Source organism: Thiobacillus sp., from assembly GCF_018780105.1.
Lineage (GTDB): Bacteria > Pseudomonadota > Gammaproteobacteria > Burkholderiales > Thiobacillaceae > Thiobacillus.
Genome location: NZ_JADMKC010000002.1, coordinates 314,251 through 340,137, shown reverse-complemented (window position 1 = coordinate 340,137; position 25,887 = coordinate 314,251). Strand labels below are relative to the sequence as shown.

General features: G+C 62.7%; 22 protein-coding genes. 10 read left to right on the top strand and 12 right to left on the bottom strand.

Translation table 11 applies throughout. The annotated features are described in order from the left end of the window. Genes IV098_RS02070 through IV098_RS02030 form a run of 9 tightly spaced genes read left to right on the top strand, consistent with a single transcriptional unit; the run spans position 1 to position 10,862 of the window. The gene (locus tag IV098_RS02070; RefSeq protein WP_296885952.1) at positions 1 to 795 is read left to right on the top strand and encodes a polysaccharide deacetylase family protein; all 795 of its coding nucleotides are present in this window, start codon (positions 1 to 3) and stop codon (positions 793 to 795) included. Positions 796 to 804: 9 nt separating this feature from the next. Next, positions 805 to 1,728, top strand: coding sequence for a glycosyltransferase (locus IV098_RS02065; protein WP_296885950.1), 924 nt, complete (start codon positions 805 to 807; stop codon positions 1,726 to 1,728). Between the two features lie 13 nt (positions 1,729 to 1,741). Beyond that, a complete protein-coding gene (locus tag IV098_RS02060; protein WP_296885948.1) occupies positions 1,742 to 2,710 on the top strand; it encodes a glycosyltransferase in 969 nt (322 codons plus the stop codon). Between the two features lie 13 nt (positions 2,711 to 2,723). After that, the gene (locus IV098_RS02055) at positions 2,724 to 3,650 is read left to right on the top strand and encodes a glycosyltransferase family 2 protein (RefSeq protein ID WP_296885946.1); all 927 of its coding nucleotides are present in this window, start codon (positions 2,724 to 2,726) and stop codon (positions 3,648 to 3,650) included. Then, positions 3,643 to 5,325 (top strand): hypothetical protein, encoded by a 1,683-nt coding sequence (locus IV098_RS02050; protein ID WP_296885944.1) that lies wholly within the window; start codon positions 3,643 to 3,645, stop codon positions 5,323 to 5,325. Before IV098_RS02055 ends, IV098_RS02050 begins: the two co-directional genes overlap by 8 nt. Then, positions 5,322 to 5,714: a GtrA family protein gene (locus tag IV098_RS02045; RefSeq protein WP_296885942.1), complete on the top strand. Its 393-nt coding sequence runs from the start codon at positions 5,322 to 5,324 to the stop codon at positions 5,712 to 5,714. The genes IV098_RS02050 and IV098_RS02045 overlap by 4 nt, the downstream gene beginning before the upstream one ends. Next, entirely contained in the window at positions 5,708 to 6,751 is a 1,044-nt protein-coding gene (locus IV098_RS02040; RefSeq protein WP_296885941.1) for a glycosyltransferase family 2 protein, read from the top strand. The genes IV098_RS02045 and IV098_RS02040 overlap by 7 nt, the downstream gene beginning before the upstream one ends. A gap of 29 nt (positions 6,752 to 6,780) precedes the next feature. Then, positions 6,781 to 7,749, top strand: a complete 969-nt coding sequence (locus tag IV098_RS02035; protein WP_367114164.1) for a sulfotransferase — start codon at positions 6,781 to 6,783, stop codon at positions 7,747 to 7,749. Continuing rightward, on the top strand, positions 7,746 to 10,862 hold the full coding sequence (locus IV098_RS02030) for a sulfatase-like hydrolase/transferase (protein ID WP_296885937.1): 3,117 nt from the start codon (positions 7,746 to 7,748) through the stop codon (positions 10,860 to 10,862). Before IV098_RS02035 ends, IV098_RS02030 begins: the two co-directional genes overlap by 4 nt. A gap of 166 nt (positions 10,863 to 11,028) precedes the next feature. Here IV098_RS02030 and IV098_RS02025 read toward each other — a convergent pair whose 3' ends face one another. From IV098_RS02025 to IV098_RS01990, 8 genes are read right to left on the bottom strand one after another with little or no spacing between them, the layout of a single operon-like run. Continuing rightward, entirely contained in the window at positions 11,029 to 11,718 is a 690-nt protein-coding gene (locus IV098_RS02025; protein ID WP_296885934.1) for an FkbM family methyltransferase, read from the bottom strand. Between the two features lie 47 nt (positions 11,719 to 11,765). Then, on the bottom strand, positions 11,766 to 12,668 hold the full coding sequence (locus tag IV098_RS02020; RefSeq protein ID WP_296885932.1) for a hypothetical protein: 903 nt from the start codon (positions 12,666 to 12,668) through the stop codon (positions 11,766 to 11,768). A gap of 5 nt (positions 12,669 to 12,673) precedes the next feature. Further along, complete coding sequence (locus IV098_RS02015) at positions 12,674 to 13,483, bottom strand: tetratricopeptide repeat protein (protein ID WP_296885930.1); 810 nt, start codon at positions 13,481 to 13,483, stop codon at positions 12,674 to 12,676. Positions 13,484 to 13,504: 21 nt separating this feature from the next. Next, entirely contained in the window at positions 13,505 to 14,386 is an 882-nt protein-coding gene (locus IV098_RS02010) for a glycosyltransferase family A protein (RefSeq protein WP_296885928.1), read from the bottom strand. A 16-nt stretch (positions 14,387 to 14,402) separates the two neighbouring features. Continuing rightward, positions 14,403 to 15,554: a glycosyltransferase family 4 protein gene (locus tag IV098_RS02005; protein WP_296885926.1), complete on the bottom strand. Its 1,152-nt coding sequence runs from the start codon at positions 15,552 to 15,554 to the stop codon at positions 14,403 to 14,405. A 4-nt stretch (positions 15,555 to 15,558) separates the two neighbouring features. Continuing rightward, the gene (locus IV098_RS02000; protein ID WP_296885924.1) at positions 15,559 to 16,488 is read right to left on the bottom strand and encodes a glycosyltransferase family 2 protein; all 930 of its coding nucleotides are present in this window, start codon (positions 16,486 to 16,488) and stop codon (positions 15,559 to 15,561) included. Continuing rightward, on the bottom strand, positions 16,485 to 17,678 hold the full coding sequence (locus tag IV098_RS01995) for a hypothetical protein (RefSeq protein ID WP_296885923.1): 1,194 nt from the start codon (positions 17,676 to 17,678) through the stop codon (positions 16,485 to 16,487). The genes IV098_RS02000 and IV098_RS01995 overlap by 4 nt, the downstream gene beginning before the upstream one ends. Beyond that, positions 17,678 to 18,601, bottom strand: a complete 924-nt coding sequence (locus IV098_RS01990; RefSeq protein ID WP_296885921.1) for a sulfotransferase — start codon at positions 18,599 to 18,601, stop codon at positions 17,678 to 17,680. The genes IV098_RS01995 and IV098_RS01990 overlap by 1 nt, the downstream gene beginning before the upstream one ends. 135 nt (positions 18,602 to 18,736) lie before the next feature. Here IV098_RS01990 and IV098_RS01985 point away from each other — a divergent pair, with 135 nt between their 5' ends. Then, positions 18,737 to 20,563, top strand: a complete 1,827-nt coding sequence (locus IV098_RS01985; protein ID WP_296885918.1) for an asparagine synthase-related protein — start codon at positions 18,737 to 18,739, stop codon at positions 20,561 to 20,563. 15 nt (positions 20,564 to 20,578) lie between these two features. On the opposite strand, the gene IV098_RS01980 is transcribed toward IV098_RS01985, so the two are convergent. From IV098_RS01980 to IV098_RS01965, 4 genes are all read right to left on the bottom strand, one after another. Beyond that, positions 20,579 to 22,012 (bottom strand): MBOAT family O-acyltransferase, encoded by a 1,434-nt coding sequence (locus IV098_RS01980; RefSeq protein ID WP_296885916.1) that lies wholly within the window; start codon positions 22,010 to 22,012, stop codon positions 20,579 to 20,581. Positions 22,013 to 22,015: 3 nt separating this feature from the next. After that, positions 22,016 to 23,005: a hypothetical protein gene (locus IV098_RS01975; RefSeq protein ID WP_296885914.1), complete on the bottom strand. Its 990-nt coding sequence runs from the start codon at positions 23,003 to 23,005 to the stop codon at positions 22,016 to 22,018. A 228-nt stretch (positions 23,006 to 23,233) separates the two neighbouring features. Further along, a complete protein-coding gene (locus tag IV098_RS01970; RefSeq protein WP_296885912.1) occupies positions 23,234 to 24,526 on the bottom strand; it encodes a putative O-glycosylation ligase, exosortase A system-associated in 1,293 nt (430 codons plus the stop codon). Then, positions 24,523 to 25,860: a phenylacetate--CoA ligase family protein gene (locus tag IV098_RS01965; protein WP_296885910.1), complete on the bottom strand. Its 1,338-nt coding sequence runs from the start codon at positions 25,858 to 25,860 to the stop codon at positions 24,523 to 24,525. Before IV098_RS01965 ends, IV098_RS01970 begins: the two co-directional genes overlap by 4 nt. Positions 25,861 to 25,887 lie beyond the last annotated feature (27 nt).

The following is a 25,887-nucleotide window of genomic DNA, read 5'->3' as shown; positions in this document are numbered from 1 at the left end:
ATGCTTGATCCCGTTTCCCGGGCCCTGCACCGCAACGCAGGCCAGCACGGCCCGGTCATGCTGATGTATCACGCTGTGCAGCCCGGCAAGGGAACGCCTGACTGGCCGTGGGCAGTTTCCATGCAACGCTTCCGCGAGCAACTCGATTTTCTGGCCACCGAAGGCTATGCCACGCCGACCATGGAGGAACTGGTGGACGCGCCAGCGAAGAAATGGAACGGGCGCACCGCCGTCATCACCTTCGATGATGGCTATGTAGACAACCTTGCTGCCTGCGAAGAACTGCAGAAACGCGGCATGCGCGCCACCTGGTTCATCGTCTCCGGCTCGGTCGGGCAGTCGCCGCGATGGCCTGCCGACGGCCGCCCTGGGGATCGCCTGCTGAATTCCGCCGAGTTGTGCGAGATGCGGGAAAACGGCATGGAGATTGGTTCCCATACGGTCAGCCATGCGCGCCTTCCCGATGCCGACGATGAACGCCTGATGCGGGAACTCAGCGAATCCAAAGCCTCGCTCGAATCGATGCTCGGCCACCCGGTCAGCAGTTTCGCCTACCCATACGGCGCATGGGACGAGCGCTGTGCCAATGCGGTCAAACAAGCCGGCTATGCTGCAAGCTGCACCACCCGAACGGGCTGGGCATTGCGCGACAAGGATCCCTACCGCTTGCGGCGCCTCACCGTTTTCAATACCGACACCCTTGGTAGCTTCGCACGCAAACTCTATTTCGGCAGCCACGATGTGGCCTGGCGGGATATTGCGGGCTATGCGTTACGGCGTCTGCGTCGCGTGTGAATCTGGCCGATGTCCCCTGCCATTTCCGTCATCATGCCCTGCCACAATGCAGCGGCGCATTTGCCTGCCAGCACACGCAGCGTGCTGGCGCAGACGTTTACGGATTGGGAGCTCATCGCAGTGGACGATGGTTCCAGCGACTCGACCCTGGCCTGGTTGCGCACGCAAAGCGACCCGCGCATCCGCGTCCATACCCAGACCAACCAAGGCGTCAGTGCCGCGCGCAATGCCGGGATTGCCCTGGCTCAGGGACGTTACATCGCCTTCCTGGACGCGGACGACAGCTGGGACGCGCAATGTCTGGCGCGGTTGTCCGCCGCGCTGGATGACCGACCGGAGGCCGTGCTGGCCTATTGCGGCTGGCAAAACCTGGGCGTGGCGGGCGGCCGCGGCGAGCCTTTCGTGCCGCCCGACTACGAAACCGCCGACAAGGCCGAAATCCTGTTCGCCGGGTGCCGCTGGCCGATCCACGCCGCGCTGGTCAAACGCGAGGCGGTACTGGCCGCGAACGGTTTCGATCCGCTGCTGAAAAACGCCGAGGATTACGCGCTGTGGCTGAACGTGGCGACCACCGCACCGATCGTGCGGGTGCCCGAGGTGCTGGCCTTCTACCATTTTCATGGCGGCGTTCAGGCCTCGGCCGATCATGCCCGCGCCGCGCTGCAGTTCTGGCAGACGCAACGTCACTACCTCGCCTCTCACCCGGCTTTCGGCGACCAGCTCGGCCGCGCCCGCAGGCGCGCCCTGACCACCGGCGAACTGCTCAAGCGCGGCTATGCCCGCTACTGGCAACGCGATTTACCCGCCGCGCGGCGCATTTTTCGTGTCGTAATGCAACACGGCTATGGCACACTCAGCGACTGGAAATACATGCTGCCCGCCTGGCTGCCCGAGTCCTGGCAGCGCTGGCTGATCGGGCAACGAGACCCATAAACCGACCTATCCGATGGACCACTTCGACCCCGCGCTGATCTCGGTAGTCATGCCCTGCTACAACGCCGCGCCTTATGTAGAGGAGGCGATCGTAAGCGTGCTGCAGCAGCGCTACGCCCCGCTTGAGCTCATCGTCGTGGACGATGGCTCGACCGACGCGTCGGCCCAGATTGTCGCGCGCTTGGCCGCTGCGCACCCTGGCCGCATCACGCTTTTGCACCAGACCAACAGCGGCCCCTATGCCGCGCGCAATTACGCGCTGGAACATGCGCACGGCAACTTCATCGCGTTTCTCGACGCCGACGACCGCTGGCATCCCGAAGCCCTCGAACGCCTGCATGCCGCCATGATCGACACCCTGGCCGATGTGGCCTATTGCGGCTGGCAAAATGTGGGCGAAGCGGCCGGCAATACGCAACCCTATCTGCCGCCCGATTACGTCGAGTCCGACGCCGCCGCGCTGTTCCTGCAGTCCTGCCCCTGGCCGATCAACGGTGTGCTGCTGCGGCGCCAGCTGGTCGACCGGCTGAACGGGTTTTCGGAACGCCTGCCCACCGCAATGGATTATGACCTGTGGCTGCGCATGCTCGCCACCCAGCCGACCGTGGTGCGCGTGCCCGAGGTACTGGCGTTTTACCGCCGCTACCCGCGCGGCAATGCACATATTCCGCGCTGGCGGCAAGTGTTCGATGCCATCGCCGTGCGCGAAACCTTCGTCCGCCGCCACCCGGAGCCGGTCGCCCACCTCGGCCGCGAAAAGCGCGACGCGCTGGTCTACGGTTCGCTGCTGCCGGAGGCCTATCGCTGCCACTGGCGACGCGACACCGATTCGTCGCGGCGTCTGTTCCGCCGCGCGTTCCTCAAGGCCGACTGGAAAGCGCGCGACGCCAAATACATTTTTGCCAGTTTTCTGCCTGCGCCGCTGTTCGATACGCTGATCCGCCAAGTAGACAAACGGCGCAACGTACGCAATCGCATCTGATTCCCCGAACTGCATGACCACGCTTACCGTCGCTTTCTGCACCTTCAAGCGCGCCGACCGGCTGACCAGGCTGGTCGCAGCCCTGCGCGCGCAAAGCTGCCCGGTGCCGTTCGACATTCTTGCAGTCAACAACAACAGCCCCGACGACACGCGGGCGGTGCTTGACGCCCTGCAAAAGCAGCCCGGCGCGTCGCTGCGCGTGGTCACCGAAACCGCCCCCGGCATCGTGCCGGCCCGCAACCGCGCCCTCGACGAATCGCTCGATCGCGACATACTGGTGTTCATCGACGACGACGAACTGCCGCAGCCCGGTTTTCTGGCGGCTGCATACGACGCCATCGTGAACGAAGGCGCGCAATGCGTTGGCGGGCATATCGAAATCGATTTCAGCCCATATGGCCGTCCTGCATGGCTTGACAACGAGGTGGCCGGCTTCCTCGGCAGACTCGATCATGGCGCTGTATCTTTTTGGATTGCCAATGACGCTACCCCCATCTGGAGTGGCAATACGGCATATGCAATGCAAGTTTTTCGCGACTATCCGGCCTTGCGCTTCGACCCCCGCTACAACCGCGAAGGGGCGGATGTCGGCGGCGGCGAAGATGCCATCATGCTGCGCGCCCTGCTGGCGCAGCAGGCCAGAATCCGCTATCGCCCGGACATGGTCATATTGCATTCTGTTGACCCCTGGAAACTGCATCGCCGCTATTTCCTGAAACTTCATTTCCAGGCAGGCATGCGCCGGGCTCAACTCAGTGCACCCGATTTTCCGTCTGGTTGGCAGGGCATTCCACCCTTCCTTGTTCGCCAGTTTTTCAGCCACGGTTTCAAAACCTTCGTCCTGTTTTTTACCGGCAAGCCCGGCCTGATCAGGCAGGCGATGAATGCCGCCCATGCATGGGGCTACTTGTTGGGCTACAGGAAGCGACGCCATGCTTGATAACCCGCACTGGAACGTTGTCGGTGCTCCTATCCCTGACTGGGCTCAAGCCCTTGAATGGCGCGACCATCTCATCCTGACCGCACTGGGAATCGGATTGCTTGGCCTGCTGATCGCCCTGCTGTCGCCGTTGAATTACCCCTTTGCGAACGACACGGCCGGCTATCTGCAGGAGGCCCGCAACTGGCTCCGGGGCGAAGGATTTCTGCGCGGCACCGACTGGACCGACATCACCCGGGAATGGGCGGCGTTTCCCCTGTTTCCGCCAGGCTTTGCCATGGAAATTGCAGGCCTGTCGAAACTCGGGCTCAGCCTGCCCCATGCCGCGCTTGCTGCAGCCTGGCTTTCCTGGCTGTTACTCCTGCCGGCGATCAGCTATGCCTTGCGTCCCCTCGTCGGACGCTGGGCGGCAATAATCATTGCAGCTCTGGCCGTCAGTTCACCCGGCTTCGTTGAATACGGCTACCTCGCCTTGAGCGATGCCGGGATGACGTTGCTCTCGGTGTTGTCGTTGGGCATTCTGATTCGTCAGAGCTACCGCCAAAGCGCATGCTGGCAAGCCATCCTGCTATCGGGTTTCCTGGCTGGGTGCGCCTACTCACTACGCAATGCCGCTGCGGTGCTGCCTCTCACGGTCATTACCTACCTGGGGCTGAACCTGCTGACCAGGCAGTCGGACTGGCTGACCACCCTGCGAACCGGGCTGATTTGGGGGAGCGGATTCGCCCTGCTGGCATTCCCGCTGTTTTTCTACAACTTTCACACCTTTGGCAGTATCCAGCCCTATTTTTCCGCGCATGGCGGGGTCGACTTCGGCGTGGTCAAGGCATTCCGCGTCAGCCTGTGGAGTTTGCTGCTCGATCTGAGCGCCTGGCGCGCGGTGGCCGACATGGCCTGGAGCATCGTTGCCATGGCGCTGCTGCTGTTGCCGGCTACGCTGTTACTGCTATGGGCAGGCTGGCGGCGCTGGCAGCGGAGCCCGCAAGTCGCCCGTTCTGCGCTGCTGCTCCTGTCGCTCTACGCTGGTCTCGGATTCGCATTGGTCGTATGGGGGCGCAGCCATTTCGACTGGGTCGAAGTGACCTTGACGCGGCAACTGATGCCCTATTCCTGGGCGGTTTTCGCCGGCATCACCTGGGCGCTGCAGACCGATACGCCGCAAGGAAACAGCAGCCGCCGAACCCGTGCCCTGCTGCTGCTTGGCGCGCTCCTGGCTGCAGGCCGGCTCGTCAGCATCCAGATCGATTTGCATCGCGAAGCGGACATTCGCGCTGCCGTCGACACCCACGGCTATGTGGCGGCCGCCAGGCTATACCCCGACAGCGTGCTGACCAACCGCATCAAACAGAACACCCGCCATGATCACGACCTGATGAACTTGCTGAAGTCCCTGCCGGACAAGGCGCACATCGTGTCGAATCAGGCTCAATTATTGAGCCTGGAAACGGGGCGGCACATACGCAGCTTTGAACCCACGGCAAGAAACCTGAGCGAGCTGGCAGCCCTGCGTCGGCACATTGGCGATCGCGTGGTGATTCTGGCGATGCTGCCGACCAATGCAATACTCAGAAGCGGCCAGGCCGACACCTGGCAGGATGAAACCCTGCGCCAAATCTCTTCCGGCTATCGAATCCTGATGCGAACGCCGACCGTGCTTGTCATCAGCCTGCCATGATCGCCGCCTTCAAACAGTTTTCGGTTTTTAGCCTGGTGGGGGTCGCGGGAACGCTGGCTCACTATGCACTGCTGTTTTTGCTGGTCAGCAGCCAGACGGCTCATCCGGTTCCGGCCTCTGTCGCGGGTGCGGCACTCGGCGCCGCCATCAACTATGCCCTGAACTATCGCTTCACCTTTCGCAGCGCCCGAAGGCATCGCGAAGCATTGCCCCGGTTCCTCGCGATCGCCGCAGTGGGCCTGGCGCTGAATGCGGCCCTCATGTTTCTGCTGGTCGAGCCGCTTCAGCTGCATTATCTGATTGCGCAACTCATTGCCACGGGTTGCGTACTGGTCTGGAATTTTCTTGGCAACCGCCACTGGACATTTGAAAAAGGAACGTCATGCTAGCCGCGAACCTGACCTCGCCTCCGGACCCAAGCGCCAAGCTCATCTCGGTTGTCGCCCCCGCCTACAATGAAGAAGACGTCCTGCCGGCATTCCACAAACGGCTATGCGCCGTATTCGATGGACTCGACCACGAGCTTGAAGTCATCTATGTCAACGATGGCAGCAGCGACCGGACAATTGCCCTCCTGCACGAAATGCGCGTACAGGATCCCCGCATTACGCTGATCGACCTGTCGCGCAATTTCGGCAAGGAAATCGCCATGACGGCCGGACTCGATCATGCCAGCGGCGATGCCATCGTGGTGATCGACACCGACCTGCAGGATCCACCCGAACTCATCCCGGAGATGATCCGCCTGTGGCTCGCCGGACATGATGTCGTGTACGCCCAACGGACCGCACGCGAAGGCGAGAGCTGGGTCAAGCGCGCCACAGCCAGCGCCTTTTATCAGGTGATTCAACGCCTGAGCCGGGTGAAAATCCCCCAGGACACGGGCGACTTCCGGCTCATGAGCCGTCGCGCTGTGGATGCGCTTCTGCGCCTGCGCGAACACCACCGCTTCATGAAGGGACTCTTCGCCTGGGTCGGCTTCCCGCAAATCGCCGTACCCTATCGGCGCGACGCACGCTTTGCCGGCAACACCAAATGGAATTACTGGAAGCTGTGGAATTTCGCCATTGAGGGCATTACCTCATTTACGACCGTTCCGTTGAAAATCGCTTCCTATATGGGGCTGTTTATTTCACTGTTCGCTTTCGCCTACGCTGCGTTCATCATTTACAAAACGCTGATGTTCGGCGACGCGGTGCAGGGCTATCCCTCGCTGATGGTGGTGGTCCTGATGCTCGGCGGCATTCAGCTGGCCAGTCTGGGCATCATTGGCGAATACCTCGGGCGCATGTTCAACGAGACCAAGCAGCGCCCGCTCTATCTGACCCAGGCCGTGCTGCCATCCCGGCACGCCGAACGAAGAGCGGCTGGGGCCAGCATACCGTCTTCGGCGCAAGCCGATTGCATTCAGGCCCAAGAAGCCTGACCCGAATCCATCCGATCACCCGACTACCTATGACATCGCAGTCCAATCACATTGCTCCGCGCAACGGCCCAATTTTCATTGTCGGTGCCCCCCGCTCAGGCACCACCATGCTGCAGTACCGGTTGCGCAACCATCCGCGCATTTCCTTCCCAACCGGCGAATCGCATTTTTTCATCCCGCTCTATCGCGATCAGGCCAAATATGGCGACCTCAGCCAGCTGGCAAATATCCGCACCGTATTGCAGGCCATGCACAAGCAAAGCCAGGACTTTCTGGAAACCGATCTGCAGGGAATGAAATTCGATATCGACACGCTGGCCCGCGAACTGCATGCTGACGGCCGTCATAGCATGCCGGCAATCATCTCGGGCCTGTTCGAAAAAAATGCGCAGGGCGAAGGCAAGGTGCGCTGGGGAGACAAAACACCCTATTACGTAATGCACCTGCCCATCCTGCTCGAATGGTTCCCGGATGCGCAGATCGTCCACCTGATTCGCGACGGACGGGACGTCACGCTTTCTCTGTTTGGTAGACAGCATGACTTCTATGTCTACAACGCTTATTTCGCTGCCGAGTATTGGGAAAGTTATGTCGAAAAGGGCCGCGCGCTCGGCCGCCAACTGACATCCAGCCAGTATCTGGAATTACGCTACGAAGATTTGCTCGATCAGCCTGATACCACCATGAAAACGCTCTGTGATTTTCTGGATGAGGAATACTCAGCCGAGCTGTTCGATGTCGCGGCAGTGGACGACCCGGGCAAAACGCCCTTGGTGCATAAGCCCCTGCAAGCTGACAACGCCGAAAAATGGCGCCGCAAAATGACGGCCGCCCAAATCCGGGCATTCGAAAGCGTGAGCGGAAAAACCTTGCGCGAATTCGGATATGAACTTGCTACTTCCGCGCCCCCGCCCTCGATGCTCGCCAAGGCGGCATACCGGCTGCACAACCAATTGCTCACCGGCTTCTGGCGGCGCGCCAAGCAATACCGCAAGTGACCGAACTCACCCTCCTCATCTGCACCCACAACCGGGCAGACCTGCTGCACAAGGCCCTGGCTTCGCTCAACCGCGCCCGGCGTCCCGCGATGCCCATGCAGATCCTGGTGGCCGCCAACGCCTGCAGCGACGACACCGTGGCGCAGATGCAGGCGTATCAGGCGCAGCAAGTCGCCAACGACTGGCTGCCGCTGCGCGTGATCACGGTACCGACGCCGGGTAAGTCACACGCGCTGAACGAGGCGATCCCGCAGATCGAAACCGAACTCACTGCCTTCGTGGACGACGATCACCGCGTCGACGACGACTACCTGATGGCGATCGAACGCGCCGTCACCGCCTGGCCCGACGCCGGCCTCTACTGTGGGCGCATCCTGCCGGACTGGGATGGCAGCGAGCCGTCGTGGGTCCACGACGAAGGGGCGTACCGCATCTACCCCTTGCCGGTGCCGCGTTTTGACCAAGGGATGACGCCGAAGACCATCAGCGCCGAAGTCGGTCCCATCCCGGGCGGCGGCAACCTGGTGGTGCGGCGGCGCGTGTTCGAACTGGCCGGGCAGTTTTCCACCGAGCTGGGGCCGGTCGGCCACGACCTGGGCGGCGGCGAAGACAGCGAATACGTGCTGCGCGCCATGGCGCGCGGCGAACGCTGCCAGTACGCGCCGGACATCGTGCAGCACCATTACGTGGACACCGAGCGCTTGCAGCTGGGCTACCTGCTGAAGAAAAGCTACCAACGCACCCGCTCGACCGCACGTATTCACGGCGGCGGCTCGGTTCCGGCCTACATGTGGCGCAAGCTGGCGGAGTATGGTTTCCACAGCGTATTCAGCCTGTCGTGGGCCAAGCGGCGTTTTTACTGGGTGCGCACGGCGGCGGCGCTGGGCGAAATCCAGGGCCACCGCGAGTCCGGCTTTCGCGGCAAGCGGCTGAACCTGCCGCCCGACGCCGGCATCCTGCGCATCGAGGCGCTGGCCATCGTCACTGCCGCCTGCGGGCTGATCGCCTGGTTCGCCAGTGGCGACGCCCGCTGGGCAGCGCTGCTGCCGGCGCTCGGCGTGGCGGGCGCCGGCACGGCAGCCCTGCTCACCAAATCATTGCTCGATTTTTCGCAGACCGGACCGCGCATCCGCGAGGAAGTGCTCACCCACTACCAGCGCTACACGCTCTATGCGCTGGCGCGGCTGTCGCTGTGGGCATTCGGCCTGATGCTGTTCACCGGTGGCATCGGCATGCTGCTGGCCTTTATGCTGGTCACCGTCAGCGGCATTGGCTGGTCGACCGCCATCGCGCTCGGCGCCGCCGTCCTCGGCATTCTCGGCAGCTTCGCGCTGCAGTTCGTCCGCAAGCTGCGCTTCAATCCCGGCCTGCTGGTGGCGTCGATGCATTACCGCATGAGCCGGCTGTATCCGTTGTGGCAATGGATGACGCCCGCCCGGATAGCCGGGATCCAATGGGGCGGCGGGGTGCTCGGCGGGCTGCTGCTGATGGCGGCTTCCTGGCAGCTGGCGCGGGAAAACCGGCTGGGCGACCTGATCGCACTGTGGACGACGGCGCTGTTCTTCAGCGGCACGCTGGTCTGGGCCAGCTGGCAACCGCAGGCGCGCGCGCCGCGCAAGCCTGCACCGCGTGCGTCCGGGGCGGCGCCCAACATCCTGATGATCGGCTCCGACACGCTGCGGGCCGACCGCCTGGGCGCACTCGGCTACCACCGTGCGCTGACCCCGCACATCGACCGGCTGGCGGCATCCGGCGCGCTATTCAGCAACTGTTACGTGCCCTGCGCGCGCACCGCGCCCAGTCTGATCTCGATGCTGACCGGCACCTGGCCGCACACCCATGGCATCCGCGACAATTTCGTCGACGACGAAAACACCCGGCTGAAAAACGATGCCTTGCCCACCCTGCTGAAGCAATCGGGCTATCGCACTGCAGCCATTTCCGACTGGTGCGGCGCCGATCTCGGCAAGTACTCGTTCGGCTTCGACTACACCGACCTGCCGGCAGACCAGTGGAACCTGAAATACCTGATCCGTCAGGGCCCCAAAGACCTGCGCCTGTTCGTCTCCCTGTTCACCCACAACCGGCTGGGGCGGCTGTTGTTGCCCGAGCTGTACTACCTGGGCGGCGTGCCGTTGACGCAACCGCTGGGCAAGCGGGCACGGCGACTGGTATCGCGTCTGGCGGAAGACGCTCAGCCGTTTTTTCTCAACCTGTTCTATTCCACCACCCACCCGCCGTTCGCCTCGGAGTGGCCGTGGTATGCCCGCTTTACCGACCCGGGTCACGCCGGCGAATCCAAGTTCGCGATGGCGCGCCTCACCGATCCGTTCGAGATCATTCGCCGCCAGGGCGCGCCCAAAGAGGAATTCGACCTCGACCAGATCGTCGATCTATACGACGGCTGCGTAGCGGAGTTCGACGACGAAGTCGGCAAGATGCTGGCGCATCTCGATGTCTGCGGACTGGCCGGCAATACGATCGTGGTGGTGTATTCCGATCACGGCATGGAGTTTTTCGAGCACGACACCTGGGGCCAGGGCAACTCGGCCGTCGGTGATTTCAGCCCGCGCATCCCGCTGCTGATCCACGACCCACGTCGCCCGCCGTGCGGCAAAATCGATCGGGTGGTGCGCTCGATCGACCTGGTGCCCACCCTGCTCGATCTGGCCGATGCTCCACCTGCTGCGGGAATCGACGGCGTTTCGCTGCTGGCCTGCCTGAGCCCGGACGGCAACTGTCCCGAGCTCGATGCCTTCAACGAAACCGGCATCTGGATCGCCGACATTCCCGGCCTGCCGGCGAGCCATCTGCGCTACCCGGATCTGCTGGAACTGCTGGAAGTGCCCAACCGCGCCAGCGGCACCCTGGCGATCAAGCCTGAATACCTCGACACCATCCTGCACGCGAAAGACCGCATGATCCGGCGCGGCCGCTGGAAACTGGTGTATCAGCCGCTGGACAGCGGCCATCTGCTGCGCCTGTTCGACCTTGCAAACGACCCGGCCTGTCAGCACGATGTGTCGAATGCGCACCCGCAGATGACGGCCGATTTATGGAAGAGTCTCAAGCCCTTTATCGTACGCACAACAGGCCAAACTACCCCACCTTGATCAGGTCCTTAACCAGCCTTGAATAATGACAATGGGGAGCTTGCTCGCCGACCGGGGGCGTATACCGATACTCGGCACTTTCACCCTCTAAAACTCTCGGCGGCCATGTGTAAAAAAACACAGTCGACCATGTCAATTAACTGCTCTATTAGCTCGCACACCGTTTTCAGACTTGGCGAACAGCCAATGTGTCTTTTCCAACCTCCAGAAATTGATAGCCATACCTATCAAGCATTTGTTTGCATTGGTAACGGATATTAGGAACCAACCAACAATGTTCGTAGTTAATTATGTCGGGGAAGACCCCCGCATCAAAGGCGTACCGAATTATTTCAAAGTCATATCCTTCCGTATCAATCTGCAATAGATTGACTTTATCGATCTTATGCTTTGTCAGAAGAAACTGTAAGGTTGTCCCCTGAACATGCACAACTTCTAAATTTTCCGGGTCCACCCCTTGCGCTAGCAAGTTCTCGCGATTAAAGCTTGCGATTCCATGCCAATGATGAGGTACAGCTGCGTCACTACGGACTCGATGTATCGGAACAACTCCATCACTACTGAGAATGGCCACATTTTCAAACAAGAGTTGAGGCTGCCCTGTGTAATTGTGCTTAAGCTTGTCGAAGATATCGGGTAACGGTTCGATTAATAGTCCAGCTAAGCGATTCTGAAGAATAAGATCGCGCAAAGGATCGTCTAAAACACCATCGTTTGCACCAACCTGCACGAAAAAAAATGGCTCGCCGGTCGCAATATGTTCTCGCACAAGCAGCGGCAGCACCTCGAAAGGTCGATTCAGTTCGGGCACGAAGCGTACGATATCGACACCAGCCCTATGAACAACAGATTTCACTAGCGCCTTAAGCCTCATTCCGATCACCCCCTAAAAAGACTTGTTCCCTATCTTAATTCTTGTGAAACCATCTGGTTTACCAGCCTAGCGTAGCGTCCCCCAACAAATCTGCATGTTCCGATGAAATGAACAAAACGTGTGCCTGGCTGCATTTTTGTGCAGTCCGCGTAATCGGGGTGGGGCAGCACAATGGCATCCGGCTGGTTCGCCACCACCAGATTTGACATCACCTGCTCGCTACCCCATTCCAGCCAACGATCTCCCAGCAAAGCCTGCATCTGGCCAGACAGACTCAGCATCAAATCGAGCTTGCCGGCACCCGGGGCAAAACCGGAGAATCCCGAACATCCCCGTACGTATTTCAGGTTTGCAGCATCCTGCAGGCGGTCGAAATTCGCTTCCGCCAGCATCTGAATATGAGCACGGCCCTCTCCTAATCGTTTACGCGTACGCTGCGCCCGCTCTATGACGGCTTCGATATCCTGCGTGTCCCAAGTGCCTATGCAGAATGATCTGGCTTGCCGGACGGCTGCTGCAACCTCACCAATTTGCCCCAATGTCAGCGTGTCTGAGTCCAATTGAATCACGTAGCGCGTCTGCGACAAGCGCGCGATTGCAATAAGACGCTCCCAAGTGCCGCCCTTTGGCAAACCTGGCTCACGGCAATCTGCCAAGGCGTGAATTTGAACACTTGGGATGTGCGACTTTAACAACGCACAATCCTTGCTTGTCAGGCTGCCATCATCAACAACATGAACTTCTCCTGGGGCCAGGTAACTGGCAAACGATTTGATTGCGGCCAGGTACATCAGCACATCCTTGTGCTGCAACTGGGACAGCAAAAGTGGCGCCGCTGCATCGCCCAAAATCAAGGGGGGCGATCGCAAAACACCTTGCATACGCAGGTCAAACCACCAACGTCTCAACTGGTTTTTCCGGGTATAAAACATGATTGTCAATTCGAATTGGGTTTAACCGCTTCATCAGGTCCGTCGGGGCAAAAACGGCACCAGGGATTGGTTTTGTTACCAATTTTGGGCTCAACCACAGCGGGGACGGCTGATGCAGGACTGACAGGCGGTTCGCTGGGCTTTGGCGCTTCTGCTGCGATCGGGGTGGGGGCTGCAGTCTGAGGCGCGGGTTCAGGTTTCGATTCCGGGATATCAGCGAGATTCCCGCCCATTGCCTCGTAATTCCGGCGCAAGCCCTTATGGGCAGGCGACAACAACAGCCCTGATTTAAGCGTGGCGAGCGCTTGTGTCTGCTTACCCTGCTTCTTGTAGAGCTTTGCCAGTTCAATGCTGGCCGGGGGCATATCGTGATTCAATTCAAGGGCTTTCGAGAAATCGTTTAACGCCTGGCCATCTTTTCCGAGTAACAGCTGTGCCCTGCCGCGATTAAAATGCGCGTCGGCACGCAAAGAAAAGTCCGGTGAGGTCGCGTTCAAGGTGTAATCAAACTGCGACACCGCGCGACCCAGAGTCGCTTTCCTGTCGGCAGCGCTCACCAACTTGAAATACCGATTCAACTCGATCAAACCGTCACAATAGTGATGTATGTGTATCCAGTTGCCATGGCCCAAGGTTTTATCCCAGTGGCTCACGGCTGAAGGGGTTTGGCTGCCTATTTTTGCATCGCAATAAGGCGGTAATGTTGCGATCTCGGTCGCCGTTATATTTCTAGCCGCGTGCGCATGCATGCTGACAAGCGTCAATATTGTGAGCACCCCTGTTGTCATGGCGCGATGAAGAGTCAGAGTTTTCATGCTGTCTTGGGTCCTTTGCCGTTAACCGTCATTTTTTTGCCGATCCAGATTGATGCTCTTGAGCGCGAGCCAGTCGAAAAGGGTATTCAGGCCACGCCACTGCAGCCTGAGCAGTTCGGGATAACGCACATACAACGCGCGCACCTGCTGCGGCAGCGCTTCGAAGCCAGCCGGCTGAATGGCCTGCCCCAGCATTTTATTCTGGTAGCCGCGCACACTGTAACGCACGCGCCGCCGGTAGTACTTTTTCCATTCGCGCGGCAGCCAGGGCGACACCGAATCGAACTCGAACCCGGCATCCTGCGCCACCACGACGCGGCTGTTGTCCCAGCGCGTATCGCCGCGCAGATCCCATTTCAGCATCGCGCCCATCAGCGCGTCTTCGCCTATGGTGCCGACCGGCATGCGGATCGCCTGCGCGCGGAGTCGTTCGACAAAGGTGCCGCGCAAGCCGTATAGATTGCCCGCCACGCCGTTGTCCTTCAGCATGTCGCGCTGGAATGCGGCCACCCCGCGGCCGCTTTTCGGCAGGGCCGACACGCCGTTGGCCTGCGGGTGCTGCGTCAGCACCGCGGCCATGATGTCGAGCGCACCCGGCGTCGCCCGCACGTCGCCGTCGATGAAAAAATAATGCGACGCTCCCTGCGACGCGAAATCGTGCACGAACCGGTTCCAAGCGTTGGCCTTGTCGCCCAGCGCGATCGAATGCAACTGCACATTCGGATGACGCGCCGCATAGTCGCGCACCAAGTCTTCGGTGCGGTCGCTGCAGGCATTGGCCAGCACGTGGCATTCGATCGGGTGGCGGGCGGCGGCCTGCAGGCTGTTGAGGCAGGCGACGATGTTGCGCGCCTCGTTGTGGGCGAATACGGCGACCGGCCAGGCTTGCGAAGTATCAGTCATGGGCGTCGATTGGGCGTTAATCAGGTTGGCTCAGGTTCAGTTTTCGGGTCTTGTCTGCCACGCGCTCCCAGGCAAATTCGCGTTGCACCCGCTGCAGGGCCTGCTGCCCCCACGCGCGCGCCTGTTCCGGCGCGGTCAGAAAAATGCGCAGACCAGCCGCCACCGCATCGACCGACTCGCCATCCACCCGCAAGCCGGTTTGCTGGTGCAGCACCGACGAACCGGTGCCGCCGGCTTCGCCCGCCAGGCTGGGCTTGCCGCAGGCTGCTGCTTCGATGAACACCATGCCGAAGCCTTCGTTGTCGCCGTTGATGTCGCGGTTGGGCATGGCGAACAGGTCGCAGGCATTGAGCCAGCGCGGCAAGTCTGCCTCACCCACGGCACCGATGCGATGCACGCTGTCCTGCAGTTGATGCTCGGCGATCAACCGATCCAGATAATCCGCGTCCTCGCCGATTCCGCCGATGACGTAGCGCAGCGCCCTGCCTTCGGCACGCAATTGCGCCACCGCCCGGATCATCTGGTCGAAGCCCTTGCGGCGCGACAGGCGGCCGACCGAAAACACCAGGGCTTCGTCCGTGCGAATGGCCAGCGTTTCGCGCAGGCCATTCGCCTCCAGCCCCGGCCTGAAAACGGCCACGTCGACTCCGGGATAAATGACCGTGATGCGCGCGGGATCGACGTCCATCGTCAACAGGGTGTCACGCGTGTGCTCGCTGTTGGCGATCACGCGGTCGGCGTGGCGCAGCGCAAAGCGCATCGCCTGATATTTGCCGCCGCGTCCCCAGGTGGTGAGTTCCTCGCCGTGGGCATAGATCACCACCGGGCGCAGCGTCAGCCGCGCCACGGCCCACGCCACCAGGCCTTCCGGCAAGGCGCGGAACGCGTGGACGGCATCGAAGCGATGGCTGAGCGCGAGGCCCAGCGACTTGAAGAAGAAGCGCGCATACATCGCCAGCGACTCGGGACGCAGCCAGGCCACACGCTTGAGGCTGAGACGGTGAATGGTGTTGGGGTGGACGGCATCGACTGTCACCGCCCCCGGCACGTCGGCGGTGACGATATGGATGGCCTTGCCGCCGAGGCGCTTGTACACCTCGGCCGCCCATACCGCGGTGCCGCCCTTGGTCGGCAAAAACAGTTCGGTCAGCACCAGCAGGCGAGTCACCGGATCATCCTTTCAGCATCGACAAAACATGACGCACGCTGGTCCAGCCAGGCGCGTCGACCAGCGAGGGCAGCACGGCGCGAATGGCCGCGCCACGCTGGCCGCTTTTACTCAAGGCGCAGCCGAGGTTGTAGCGCGCACTTTGCATGCGTGCTGCCACACCCTGCCGCACCGGTTGCGGAAACTGCGCCGCCAGTCGCGCCAGATCGTCGAGGGTGCGCACATTTTCACGCTGCGCCGCCACCGGATCGCGACGCGTGGCGCTGCCGCCGTGAATGACGTAGACACCGAGGCTCTGGCACACCACGCCGATGCGGCGGCTGTGCGCCACTAGCCTGGCCAGGAAATGCACGTCCTCGCACACCTTGAAGCCCGTTGGGTACCCGCCCAACTCGGCAAAGCGCGCACGCGGCAGCGATAGCGTATGCGTATCGCCGAAGTGATCGGCGACGAAAGCGGCGATCTCGGCGGGGGTGTCGATCACCCCGCGCGACGCGCCGCCGCATTTCGCCAACATCGCCCGTCCGGCCGCATGTTGCGCCATCGAGGTGCCGAGCAGCGCATTCGCCGCATCGCGGTATTCGTAATCGCCGGTCAGAAAATCCAGGCCGGGGTCTTCGGCGATCCATTCGGCATGCAGCCGGATGCGCTCCGGCGCGTACCAGTCGTCGGCGTCGAGAAATGCCAGCCAGTCGCCGCTTGCTGCGGCGGCCCCGGCGTTGCGCGCCGCCGACACCCCGCTGTTGGGCTGCCGGATCAGGCGCACGTCCTCGCCGAACTGGCGCGCAATGTCGGCGGTGGCATCGGTCGAGCCGTCGTCCACCACGATGATTTCGTGCGCCGGCCAGCTTTGCGCGCGTACCGACTCGATCGCGCGCGCCAGCGTGGCTGCACTGTTGTAGGCGGGAATGATCACCGAAAAGCGCGCGTTCATGCCGGCCTCCCCAGCAAGCGCAAGGGCAGCGCCAGCCCGCTGAGCTGCGCGATGCGGCGAAAGCGCGGGATCTCATCGAGCCGCGCACACCAGGCGCGCAGGCGCGGCAGCACGCGGGTTTCGACCCAGCCCGGATCGCGGGCGCCGAGTGCGTGGGCCAGTTGCAGCGGCGTCATGAAACGCAGATCGGGGCAGGCCTGCAAAGCCTGATGCAAGGCCGTGTCGAGCGCGGCAAAACTGGCTTCCGCCGCGCGCAGGAAATTGAAACGGTGGGTTTCCACCAGACAGGCGCGCCCCTGCCGGGTACGTTGCCGCAGTCCCTGCGCCAGGCGCTGCGCCGCGTGGCCCAGCGCCGGTTCGAAATACACGTCGCGCACCAGATAGATTTGTCCCGCGCCGGAACGCTCACCGCTCAGCATGGCGGCATCGACGCATGCGGGTTTGCCCGTGGCGTCGCGGCAGGTGGCGCGCCGCCCCGGGGTGATGATCACCTCGACCCCGGCTGCGCGCCACGCGGCTTCGACCGCATCGTCCCAGACGAAGGTGGTGGCGACGGCCACCTGCGGCGCTTCGCCGAACACTGCCCGATACGCCAGGGCCTCATCCGCCACCGCAGCCTGCACCGCAGCCGCCGGCAGGGCGCGCGACGGCAGGCTGGCGGCATCGACCCAGCGGCTTTGCAGGTGCGAGGGCAGGTCTTCGGTGGCGGCGGGTTCGGCTGCCGCGAGCCAACTGCGCACCGCGCCATCGGTTTGCGCGGCGGCCATCACGGCCGCCGGCCAGTAGTGGCACTGGCCATGCAACTGCGGAGCGAACACGCCCGCCTGCATGCCCTCCAGCATGGCCTGGCGCACGCCGTCGAAGCGCGCATCGGCCAACGGCAGCGCGTGATAGTCCGCGCACCCGGACGCGGCGATGCGCGCGCCGTCCGGCACTTCCAGCACCACGCCCAGCGTCATGACGGCGGAACGGCCCTGCGCATCGCGTACGCCCTGCAGCAGCGCGGCCAGGCGCCGCAACGCCGTGGCCTGCGCCACGGCGCCCGCGCCCCAGTCGTCGCTTTCGATGATCAACACCGGATGCTTCAGCACCGGTTCGCGCCAGCGCGCCGCCAGCGGTGCGGCGAACGCCAGCAGCACGCCCACCCACAGCAGCCCCACCAGCGCCGGCAACAACGCCCACACTGCCATCAGTAACCCATCCGCCCGGCCACGTCTGCCACCTGCGGCAACGCGCGCTCGATTTTTTCGCGATTGCGGCCGTCCTTCCACTTGTCGAGCCGGATCTCGGAAAACGCGTTGAACGGCGTATCGAGCACCTCCGCACAACGCGCCTGCAGGGCCGCATCGAAGCGCAGGCCGCAGCCCTCGAACACCCGGCGGAACGTCGCGTCGGGGTCGCGCAGAAAATCTTCGTAAAACACTTCGACCCACTGCGAGGCCGGCAGCCCGGCACGGGCATCGAGAATTGCCTGGTTGATCGCGTTGTACTGGAACGCGGCCACGTCCTCGACCGGCGCATTCACATAGTCGCGCCAGCCCTCGGCGAGGAAAAAGCACCACTGGCTGAGCTGGCCGTTTTCCACCGCCACCGTCGCCGGCAAGTCGTTCGACCAGGTCGCGAATTCGTCGGGCTTGCGCCAGCCCTCGATCAGGGAATTCAAGTTGTCGCCCGGGCTGCGCTTGACGAACACAAACACCGCATCGGGAAACAGCGCCTGCAGATAAGGCACGCAGAGGCCGTTCTGGTTGTTCTTGTCGACCCAGCGATGGTGTCCTGTCCAGCGATAGAAATAGCGGCTGACCTCATCCCGGTCTGTCGCGCCGACATCCGCGGCATCCAGCGCATGGGTGTCCCAGTGCTTGTCCGACAGCGGGTGCAGATCGGTCCAGTAGTCATGGGTTTCGCGCTGCAGGCTGCCGATTTCATGCGATTCGGACAAGACCTTGTAGACCAGCGTGGTGCCGGCGCGCGAACAGCCCACCACGATGATGGGGCGGCTGGCGGGCCGACGCGAGCGATCCCAGCGCATGCCCCGCATCGCACGCCGCAGCCGGCGCGCGTGATGCGTCAGCGTTTTATTCACCTTGTCGAAAAATTCACTCACACGCATAGACCTTCATTGTTTGCGAACCGGCACGGCTGCACATGGATTCAATCCCAATCCTGGTGAGCAGAATTCGTGCCTGATCACCGGCTCGTTATATATTGGCGGGCATTATCCCGCATCACTCTGACACGACACACCATGGATGGCATATTTGGCTGGCTCGGCGACCACGGCGCGCACCAGGACTTGATCAAACAAATGGGGCAGGCCGCCCATCTGGCGCCCGGCGTTCCGCTGCACGAACACAGCAGCCCGGCATTCGGCGTGGCTGCCAGCTCGCGCTTCGGCAAGGCGGACATCCATGTCGAGAACGGCCTCGCTGCCTGCCTGATCGGGCGGCCGGTCTTTCTCGATGCCGAGCTCGCCGCGCTGGCCAGCGAACGCCACCCCGCTGTGGCGGTGGCCCACGGCTGGCTGCGCCACGGCGAAAAACTGCCCACCCTGATGCGCGGCAATTTCGCGTTTGCCGTGCTCGAACCCCACAAGCACCAGGCCTGCCTGGTGCTCGACCGCGTCGGCGCCGAACGCCTGTGTTATGCCAAGCACGGCGGCCAGTTGGTATTCGGCAGCAGCATCCAGAGCGTGGCCGCGCATCCCGCCGTCGGCCGCACCATCGACCCGCAGGCGATTTACGACTACCTGTATTTCCATACCGTGCCGGCGCCGCGCAGCCTCTATCGGGGCGTGCGCAAACTGCTGCCGGGCCAACTTGTCAGCTTCCGCAACGGCCAGATCCAGACCCGCTTCTACTGGCACGCCGATTACACCCCGGTCGAGGCGCCGTTCGCCACCCATCGCGCACAATTCCGCAGCGTGCTGGATCAGGCAGTGCGCGACGCCGACGGCCCGGCCACTGCAGCTTTCCTCTCCGGCGGCACCGACAGCTCCACCATCGTCGGCGCGCTGAGCGCCGCGCGCGGTGCGCCGGTCGATACCTTTTCCATCGGCTTCGACGCCGCCGGCTTCGATGAGATGGAGTACGCGCGTTGCGCGGCCGAACGCTACGCCAGCCGCCCGCACGAGTACTACCTGAAGCCCGCCGACATCGTCACCGCAATTCCAGTCATCGCCGGCGCCTACGACGAGCCCTTCGGCAATGCCTCCGCCGTGCCCACCTATTTTTGCGCCCAGGCCGCGCGCGAAGCCGGCTTCGAACGCATGCTGGCAGGCGACGGTGGCGACGAAATCTTCGGCGGCAACGCACGTTACGCCAAGCAGAAGCTGTTCGAAAACTACTTCCGCGTGCCCGCTGCGCTACGCCGCAATCTGATCGAGCCGATCGCCCACTTGCCCGGCCTGTCCAGCCGCTTCCCGCTGTCCAAACTGAAAAGCTATGTGCAGCAGGCCAACATCGGCTTGCCGCTGCGGCTGGAAAGCTACAACTTCCTGCACCGCACCCCGCTCGACCAGTTGCTGACCGCGGACTTCATCCGCGCGGTCGACCCCTCGGCCGCCGATGCCGCACTGATCGAGGTCTACGAACGCACCGCCTCGGACCAGTACATCAACCGCATGATGCATCTGGACCTTAAATTCACCCTCGCCGACAACGACCTGCGCAAGGTGAACAGCATGACCGAAGCCGCCGGCATCGAGGTGCGCTACCCGCTGCTGGACGACCGCATGGTCGCCTTCGCCAATCACCTGCCGGTCGACTATCAGGTGCGCGGCCAGAAACTGCGCTGGTTCTTCAAGGAAGCGCTGTCCGATCTGCTGCCGGAAAAAATCATCAACAAGAGCAAGCACGGCTTCGGCCTGCCCTTTGGCGTCTGGAGCACGCAATACGCGCCACTCGGCGACACCGTCGGCGACAGCCTCGCCAGTTTCAAGCAGCGCGGCTGGATCCAGCCCGCCTACCTCGACCACATGCTGGCGATGCAGCGTGGCCCACACGCCAGCTACTACGGCGTAATGATCTGGGTGGTGATGATGCTGGAACAGTGGCTGCAGGCGAACGATCACTGAAACCAAAATACCCCGCTAGAAATCGAAATAAATGAATTTCTGGCTGCTGCCGCCCAGTACGATCACCGCCAGCACGATCCCTGCATAGACCCCGCCGCGCAGACTGAAATGCAGCTGCCCCCAGCGCTGCAATCCCTGCGCCAGCGCACGCTCGATCCACGGTTCCAGCAATACCAGCAGCAGGCTGCCCCACACCAGCAGTTGCACGTAGGTGCGCACGGCAGGCGCATCGCCTGCATCGCGCAAGCCCAGCATCGCTGCAGTGATGATCCAGGCATCGTGAAACGACGGCGCGCGGAAAAACACCCAGGTCACCCACACCAGCGCCAGCGTCAACGGCCAGCCCAGCCAGGACAGGGCGCGCGACACGGTCGAGCCGTCCACCACGCCGAGCCGCTTGTAGCCATCGAGCAGCATGCGGTGCAGCACCAGATAGCTGCCGTGCAGAAAGCCCCAGAACACGAACGTCCAGGCAGCGCCGTGCCACAGGCCGCCCAGCAGCATGGTCACCATCAGGTTGGTCAGGTTGCGCGGCATGCCGCGGCGGTTGCCGCCCAGCGAAATATAGAGGTAGTCGCGCAGCCAGCGCGACAGGGTGATGTGCCAGCGCTGCCAGAATTCGCGCACGCTGCGGCTGGTGTAGGGATGCAGGAAGTTGCGCGGCAGCGTCACGCCGAAGACCAGCGCGAGACCGATGGCCATTTCGCTGTAGCCGGAAAAATCGAAATAGATCTGCAGTGCGAACACGGTGGCGGCCAGCCACGCGGTATACAGGTCCAGCGCCCCGGGCTGGCTGAACAGCGTATCCGCCAGCGGCGCCAGATTGTCGGCGAACAGCACTTTCTTGATCAGTCCCGCCATGAAAATCAGCGCGCCCAGCTTGAGGCCGGCGGCCTTCAGCGGCTGCAGGTTTTCCAGCTGTTCGACCAGCTCGGAGGCGCGCAGGATGGGGCCGGCGATCATGTGCGGGAAGAAAGTCACATACAGCCACCAGGCGCGGAAGGAAATGCGGTGCGTCCACTCGCCGCGATAGACATCGATCATCACCGACAGCATGTGGAAGGTGTAGAAGCTGATGCCCAGCGGCAAGGCCCAGTGGCTCCAGGCGGGCGGTGCGCCGAACAGCGGCATATCGAGCCAGGCCGACAGGCCGAGCAGGCTTTCCAGCGCCATACCGAGATATTTGACGACGCCGAGAAAGCCCAGATTCAACACCAGACCGAACGTCAGCAGACGCTTGCTGCGGGTCGCCGTCAGGCCCGAGTAGATCAGGTAGTTGAGGCTGACCGACACCGCCAGCAGAATGAGATAGACCGGCTTCCACGACGCATAAAAGATCAGGCTGCCTGCCAGGATGACGGCCGCACGCTCGCGGTAGCTGCGCGCGCTGGCGTAAAACAGCAGCAGCACCGCAAAAAACAGCAGGAAGGAAGGCGAGCTGAACACCATGTTCTATTTCACTCCCAGCGCCTGCAGCTGCCGGCCGACGTCGGTGCTGTAGCGCTGCGCGCCCGCGTCACGCAAATGGCCGGCATTGATGAAATCGGCGGGCACGTAACCGCGGGGGGCGGCCAGCACCGTCACGCCGCGCCGCTGCAACGCGGCAAGCAGGGCGCGGTAGGGCGCGGCGCTCGCGGCAGCATCGTAAAAAGCCGAATCGCGGTCGCGCAACGGCGGGATGGTGACGAACACCTTCACGCCTTGCATCTGCAGCCGATCCAGCATGCGCCACAGGAACGCGAGCGTGACGGGCGAAGGCGGCTGCTGCGCGGCGTCCTCCTGGCGGTCGACCTGCGCCTGATCCTGCGCCGCGCCGAAGCCGGCGCGGTAACCCAGATGCGCAGCGGCCGCGCCGCCCACCGGCTCGATCTGCCGCGTGCTGGCAGCGAGAAAGCGCAACGCCTTGTCCGGCTCGCGCAGTTGCCGCAGGTTGCCGCTGTACGACCACAGGCGCGCCACGCTGCCCAGCCAGTCCTGATACCGCCCGCTCTGCCATAAAGTGGCGCGGTCGGCGAAGAAACCTACATAGCCGAGCGAGTTGTCGTCTTGCAGCGCGCTTTCGTCCAACCCAAGCACCACCGTGTGGATGCCGCCGGCGCCCAGCAGGCGCTGCCGGTTCAGGCGCTCGACCATGCCGTGCCAGGTCAGCAGGTTGGTGCCTGGCAGACCCAGGTTGAAGCTGTAGGCCGCCGGCTGACCCAGCGCCTGACTGACTGCGCGCGGGTCGATGCCGTTGTCGGTCCGGCTGTTGCCGATGAAGAGCACACGCGGCGGCCGGGTTTCGACGAAATGCAGCTTGTCCATCGCCCGTCCCACCGCGAACACCGAACGATAGCGCTGCACGACGGCATCGCTGTGCAGCGCCAACTCGACGCCCAACAGAATCAGCACGGCGAACCAGAACGCTCGCTCCAAGCCGGGCGGCAGGCTCAATCGCAGCAAGGAAGACTCCTGGTGTCGTGAATCAGAAATAGCGGGGCAAATAAAACGGATGGATTTTTTCGCAGGGCATACCCGACGGCCTGCCGGCCTGGGCACAAGAGGCGCGAGGAGGCGACATAGCGAGCTCTATGGCAACGACGAGCAACGCCGCTATGCGAAAAAAGACGCCGTTTTATGTTTCGATATTTCTGATACACGACACTAAACACCCGCATCGAACCGGAACGCTCAGTTGATTGGCCGGGCGGCGTTGGCCGTCCGGGAAAACTGTGCAAGCGGCGCAGGCTGCTTTTCCAGCAGCCCCGCAAACTTGGCCGTCAGCACCAGAATGACCATCAGGTGATAGGGCAGATCGAAATAGCTCATGCCGAGGAAAGCGCCGCCCGCTGCATAGCCGACCAGACTCACCTGGATCATCGCCGCCAGATCGGCCGCCCATTTTTTGTCCGGATCCTTCTTGCAGCGGTTGATGATTTGCTGGGCGCGTATCCAGGCCAGCAGGCCCAGCAGCAGGAACAATGAGAAACCGATAAAACCATGCTCGCCCATCTGTTCGAAATAGATGCTGTGCACGTCATGGACGTTCCAAGGATCGGGCGCATATTGGCGAAACACAGGAGGCTTGAACATCTCGAAGCCGCCACCCGTGATACGGTCCTTCGCCACATTGAAGGCGGTGTGCCAGGCATTGAAGCGCCCTTGGGTGGACTGGTCGCTTTGATAAGTATTGATCGTGTTCATGCGGTCGTACCACGACTGCGGCATCACCGACGCCATGATGAGCACGGCAACCACCATGTAAAACCCAGTGACGATCTTGTTGCGGCTCTTCAGCCACAGGAACAGGCCCATCGCCACCATCGCCACCAGGCCGCCGCGCGACTGGCTGCCGATGGCGGCAACGCCGGTCAGCACCATGGCGCTGGCAAGTCCGATTTTGACCCACTTGCGGTGCGCCTGCAGATGCAGATAGCGGATCAGCGGAATCGCCATCACCAGCGCCAGCGCCAATTCGTTATTGCCTGCAATGAAGGTGTCGGAAGGCCCCTGCACCCGGTAGGCGCCGCCATTGATGATGGTAAAGATTCCCCCCTTGACCCCATAAAACCCGAATGACAGGGCAATCACCCAGATCAGCCAATGCAATTGATGTCGATTGGCGATGATGAGCACGGTAAGAAACACCATCAGCTGAATTTTCCACACCTTGTCCCATTGAAACCAGGCAAGCTCCGGAAAAATCGCAAACAGGGTGGTGAAGAGCATCCACCCGACAAACAGCAGCAGAACGATGGTTTCACGCGTCCACAGCATCTTGTTCTTATCTTTGGATGCCATGAAAGCGGCAATGGTGACCAGGCCGACCACCATCGAAAACGGGAAATTCCAGGCAAAACCCCACGCCAGCCGGTGCGGGTTCATGTAGCCCAGCCACGACCACAGCAGTATCCCCAGCCAGGGTCGCTTGAAGACAAACGGCAGCAGGCCGAAGATGACTGCGGTAATGAATAGATCTCTCATGCGGCTTCAGCTTTCTGCGCCAGCGCGCCGGGAAGTGGCACGTGGCTGACAACATAACGGTGTTTGCCCGAGGCTTCGGGGGCAATCGCATCCTGCAGTTTCAAGTCCACCGCCAGCGCCGGCCCCAGTCGCGCACGCAGGCCTTCGATCACGGCGGTGCGCGCGGCCTCGTTCCAGCGCGCATCCGGCACCACCTGCACCTCCAGGCGGTCCAGCGCATGCTGGACCAGCTTGAACTGGCCGACGCCCGCAATCGCGCGCAGCACGTAGATCAGCGCCAGCGCATGCATGATGCGGCCGTCGGCAGCGACGATGAAGTCGGTCTGCCGTCCCACCACCGCATCGAGCACGCCGAGACCGCGGCCACCCGGATCGCGGCGCGTCGAGCGCCGCACCACGTCGCCGGTGCGATAGCGGATGAAGGGCTGCGCGTCGGACACCAGACTGGTGACCACGGCTTCGCCTTCCTCACCGTCCGCCACCGGCTGTCCGGCCGCGTCGAGCACCTCAATCAGATGGGTTTCGCTCATTTGCAGCAGCACGCCGTCGGGCGACTCCAGCGCCATCAGCCCTGCATCGCGCGCGCCGTATTCCACCGACACGGCCACCCCGAAGACGCGCTCGATCAGCTCGCGCTGGTGCGGAAACAGCGGCTCGCCGGTGGCGCTGACCACCCGCAACGCAGGCAGCCTGAGCACTATCCCGCGCGCCTCGGCGTGCGCCGCCAGCAGGGCGAGGCTGCTGGCATAGCCGTAAATGGCCAGCGGGTTCCACGCCTGCAGCGCGCCCAGATAGTCATCCATCCGCGCGGGCGACATCTCGAATGCATTCAGCAGCAGCTGGTTGACCAGACGGTCGCGCACCGTCTTGATGCGGTCGGTCTTGTTCAGTTCCACCGGCGCGCCCCACAGGTAGACCTCGCGCGCGCCCGGTTCGACGCCCCACCAGCGGCGTGCGCGCAGGCGCCCAGCCGCATCGGCCGCCTGACGGGCGCGGCCGAAATAAAAAATCAGCGGCTCGCCGCTGGAACCACCGGTGGTATACCGGAACACGCCGCCCGGTACGCCGCGCCATACCAGCTGTTCGACGTGGTCGCGCGCATCGCGTTTGTCCATCGTCGGCAAGGCCGCCAGATCCGTTAGCGCAACGGCCCCTGACTGCACCCGGTCTGCCAGGCCCGCCTCGCGCAAACGCGCGGCATGCCACGGGCTGTGCAGCAGGGCACTTTGCAGCAGCTGGTTCAGCCGCGTAGTCTGTTCGGCCTGCATCGCGTCGGGCGACAGCCATTGCGTGTGCTCCAGTCCGGCCAGGACGGAAAAAGTCGGCCGTTTCATCGCGGCCTCCTGCGCGCGAAACACGGT

Excerpts from the sequence above, each read along its gene's own strand:
- IV098_RS02015 (WP_296885930.1), bottom strand. The coding sequence starts at position 13,483 with ATGAAAACTCTGACTCTTCATCGCGCCATGACAACAGGGGTGCTCACA.
- IV098_RS02050 (WP_296885944.1), top strand. The coding sequence starts at position 3,643 with ATGCTTGATAACCCGCACTGGAACGTTGTCGGTGCTCCTATCCCTGAC.
- IV098_RS02055 (WP_296885946.1), top strand. The coding sequence starts at position 2,724 with ATGACCACGCTTACCGTCGCTTTCTGCACCTTCAAGCGCGCCGACCGG.
- IV098_RS02020 (WP_296885932.1), bottom strand. The coding sequence starts at position 12,668 with ATGTTTTATACCCGGAAAAACCAGTTGAGACGTTGGTGGTTTGACCTG.
- IV098_RS02065 (WP_296885950.1), top strand. The coding sequence starts at position 805 with ATGTCCCCTGCCATTTCCGTCATCATGCCCTGCCACAATGCAGCGGCG.
- IV098_RS02035 (WP_367114164.1), top strand. The coding sequence starts at position 6,781 with ATGACATCGCAGTCCAATCACATTGCTCCGCGCAACGGCCCAATTTTC.
- IV098_RS02060 (WP_296885948.1), top strand. The coding sequence starts at position 1,742 with ATGGACCACTTCGACCCCGCGCTGATCTCGGTAGTCATGCCCTGCTAC.
- IV098_RS01970 (WP_296885912.1), bottom strand. The coding sequence starts at position 24,526 with ATGAGAGATCTATTCATTACCGCAGTCATCTTCGGCCTGCTGCCGTTT.
- IV098_RS01965 (WP_296885910.1), bottom strand. The coding sequence starts at position 25,860 with ATGAAACGGCCGACTTTTTCCGTCCTGGCCGGACTGGAGCACACGCAA.
- IV098_RS02010 (WP_296885928.1), bottom strand. The coding sequence starts at position 14,386 with ATGACTGATACTTCGCAAGCCTGGCCGGTCGCCGTATTCGCCCACAAC.
- IV098_RS01985 (WP_296885918.1), top strand. The coding sequence starts at position 18,737 with ATGGATGGCATATTTGGCTGGCTCGGCGACCACGGCGCGCACCAGGAC.
- IV098_RS02000 (WP_296885924.1), bottom strand. The coding sequence starts at position 16,488 with ATGAACGCGCGCTTTTCGGTGATCATTCCCGCCTACAACAGTGCAGCC.
- IV098_RS02070 (WP_296885952.1), top strand. The coding sequence starts at position 1 with ATGCTTGATCCCGTTTCCCGGGCCCTGCACCGCAACGCAGGCCAGCAC.
- IV098_RS02045 (WP_296885942.1), top strand. The coding sequence starts at position 5,322 with ATGATCGCCGCCTTCAAACAGTTTTCGGTTTTTAGCCTGGTGGGGGTC.
- IV098_RS01980 (WP_296885916.1), bottom strand. The coding sequence starts at position 22,012 with ATGGTGTTCAGCTCGCCTTCCTTCCTGCTGTTTTTTGCGGTGCTGCTG.
- IV098_RS01995 (WP_296885923.1), bottom strand. The coding sequence starts at position 17,678 with ATGGCAGTGTGGGCGTTGTTGCCGGCGCTGGTGGGGCTGCTGTGGGTG.
- IV098_RS02040 (WP_296885941.1), top strand. The coding sequence starts at position 5,708 with ATGCTAGCCGCGAACCTGACCTCGCCTCCGGACCCAAGCGCCAAGCTC.
- IV098_RS01990 (WP_296885921.1), bottom strand. The coding sequence starts at position 18,601 with ATGCGTGTGAGTGAATTTTTCGACAAGGTGAATAAAACGCTGACGCAT.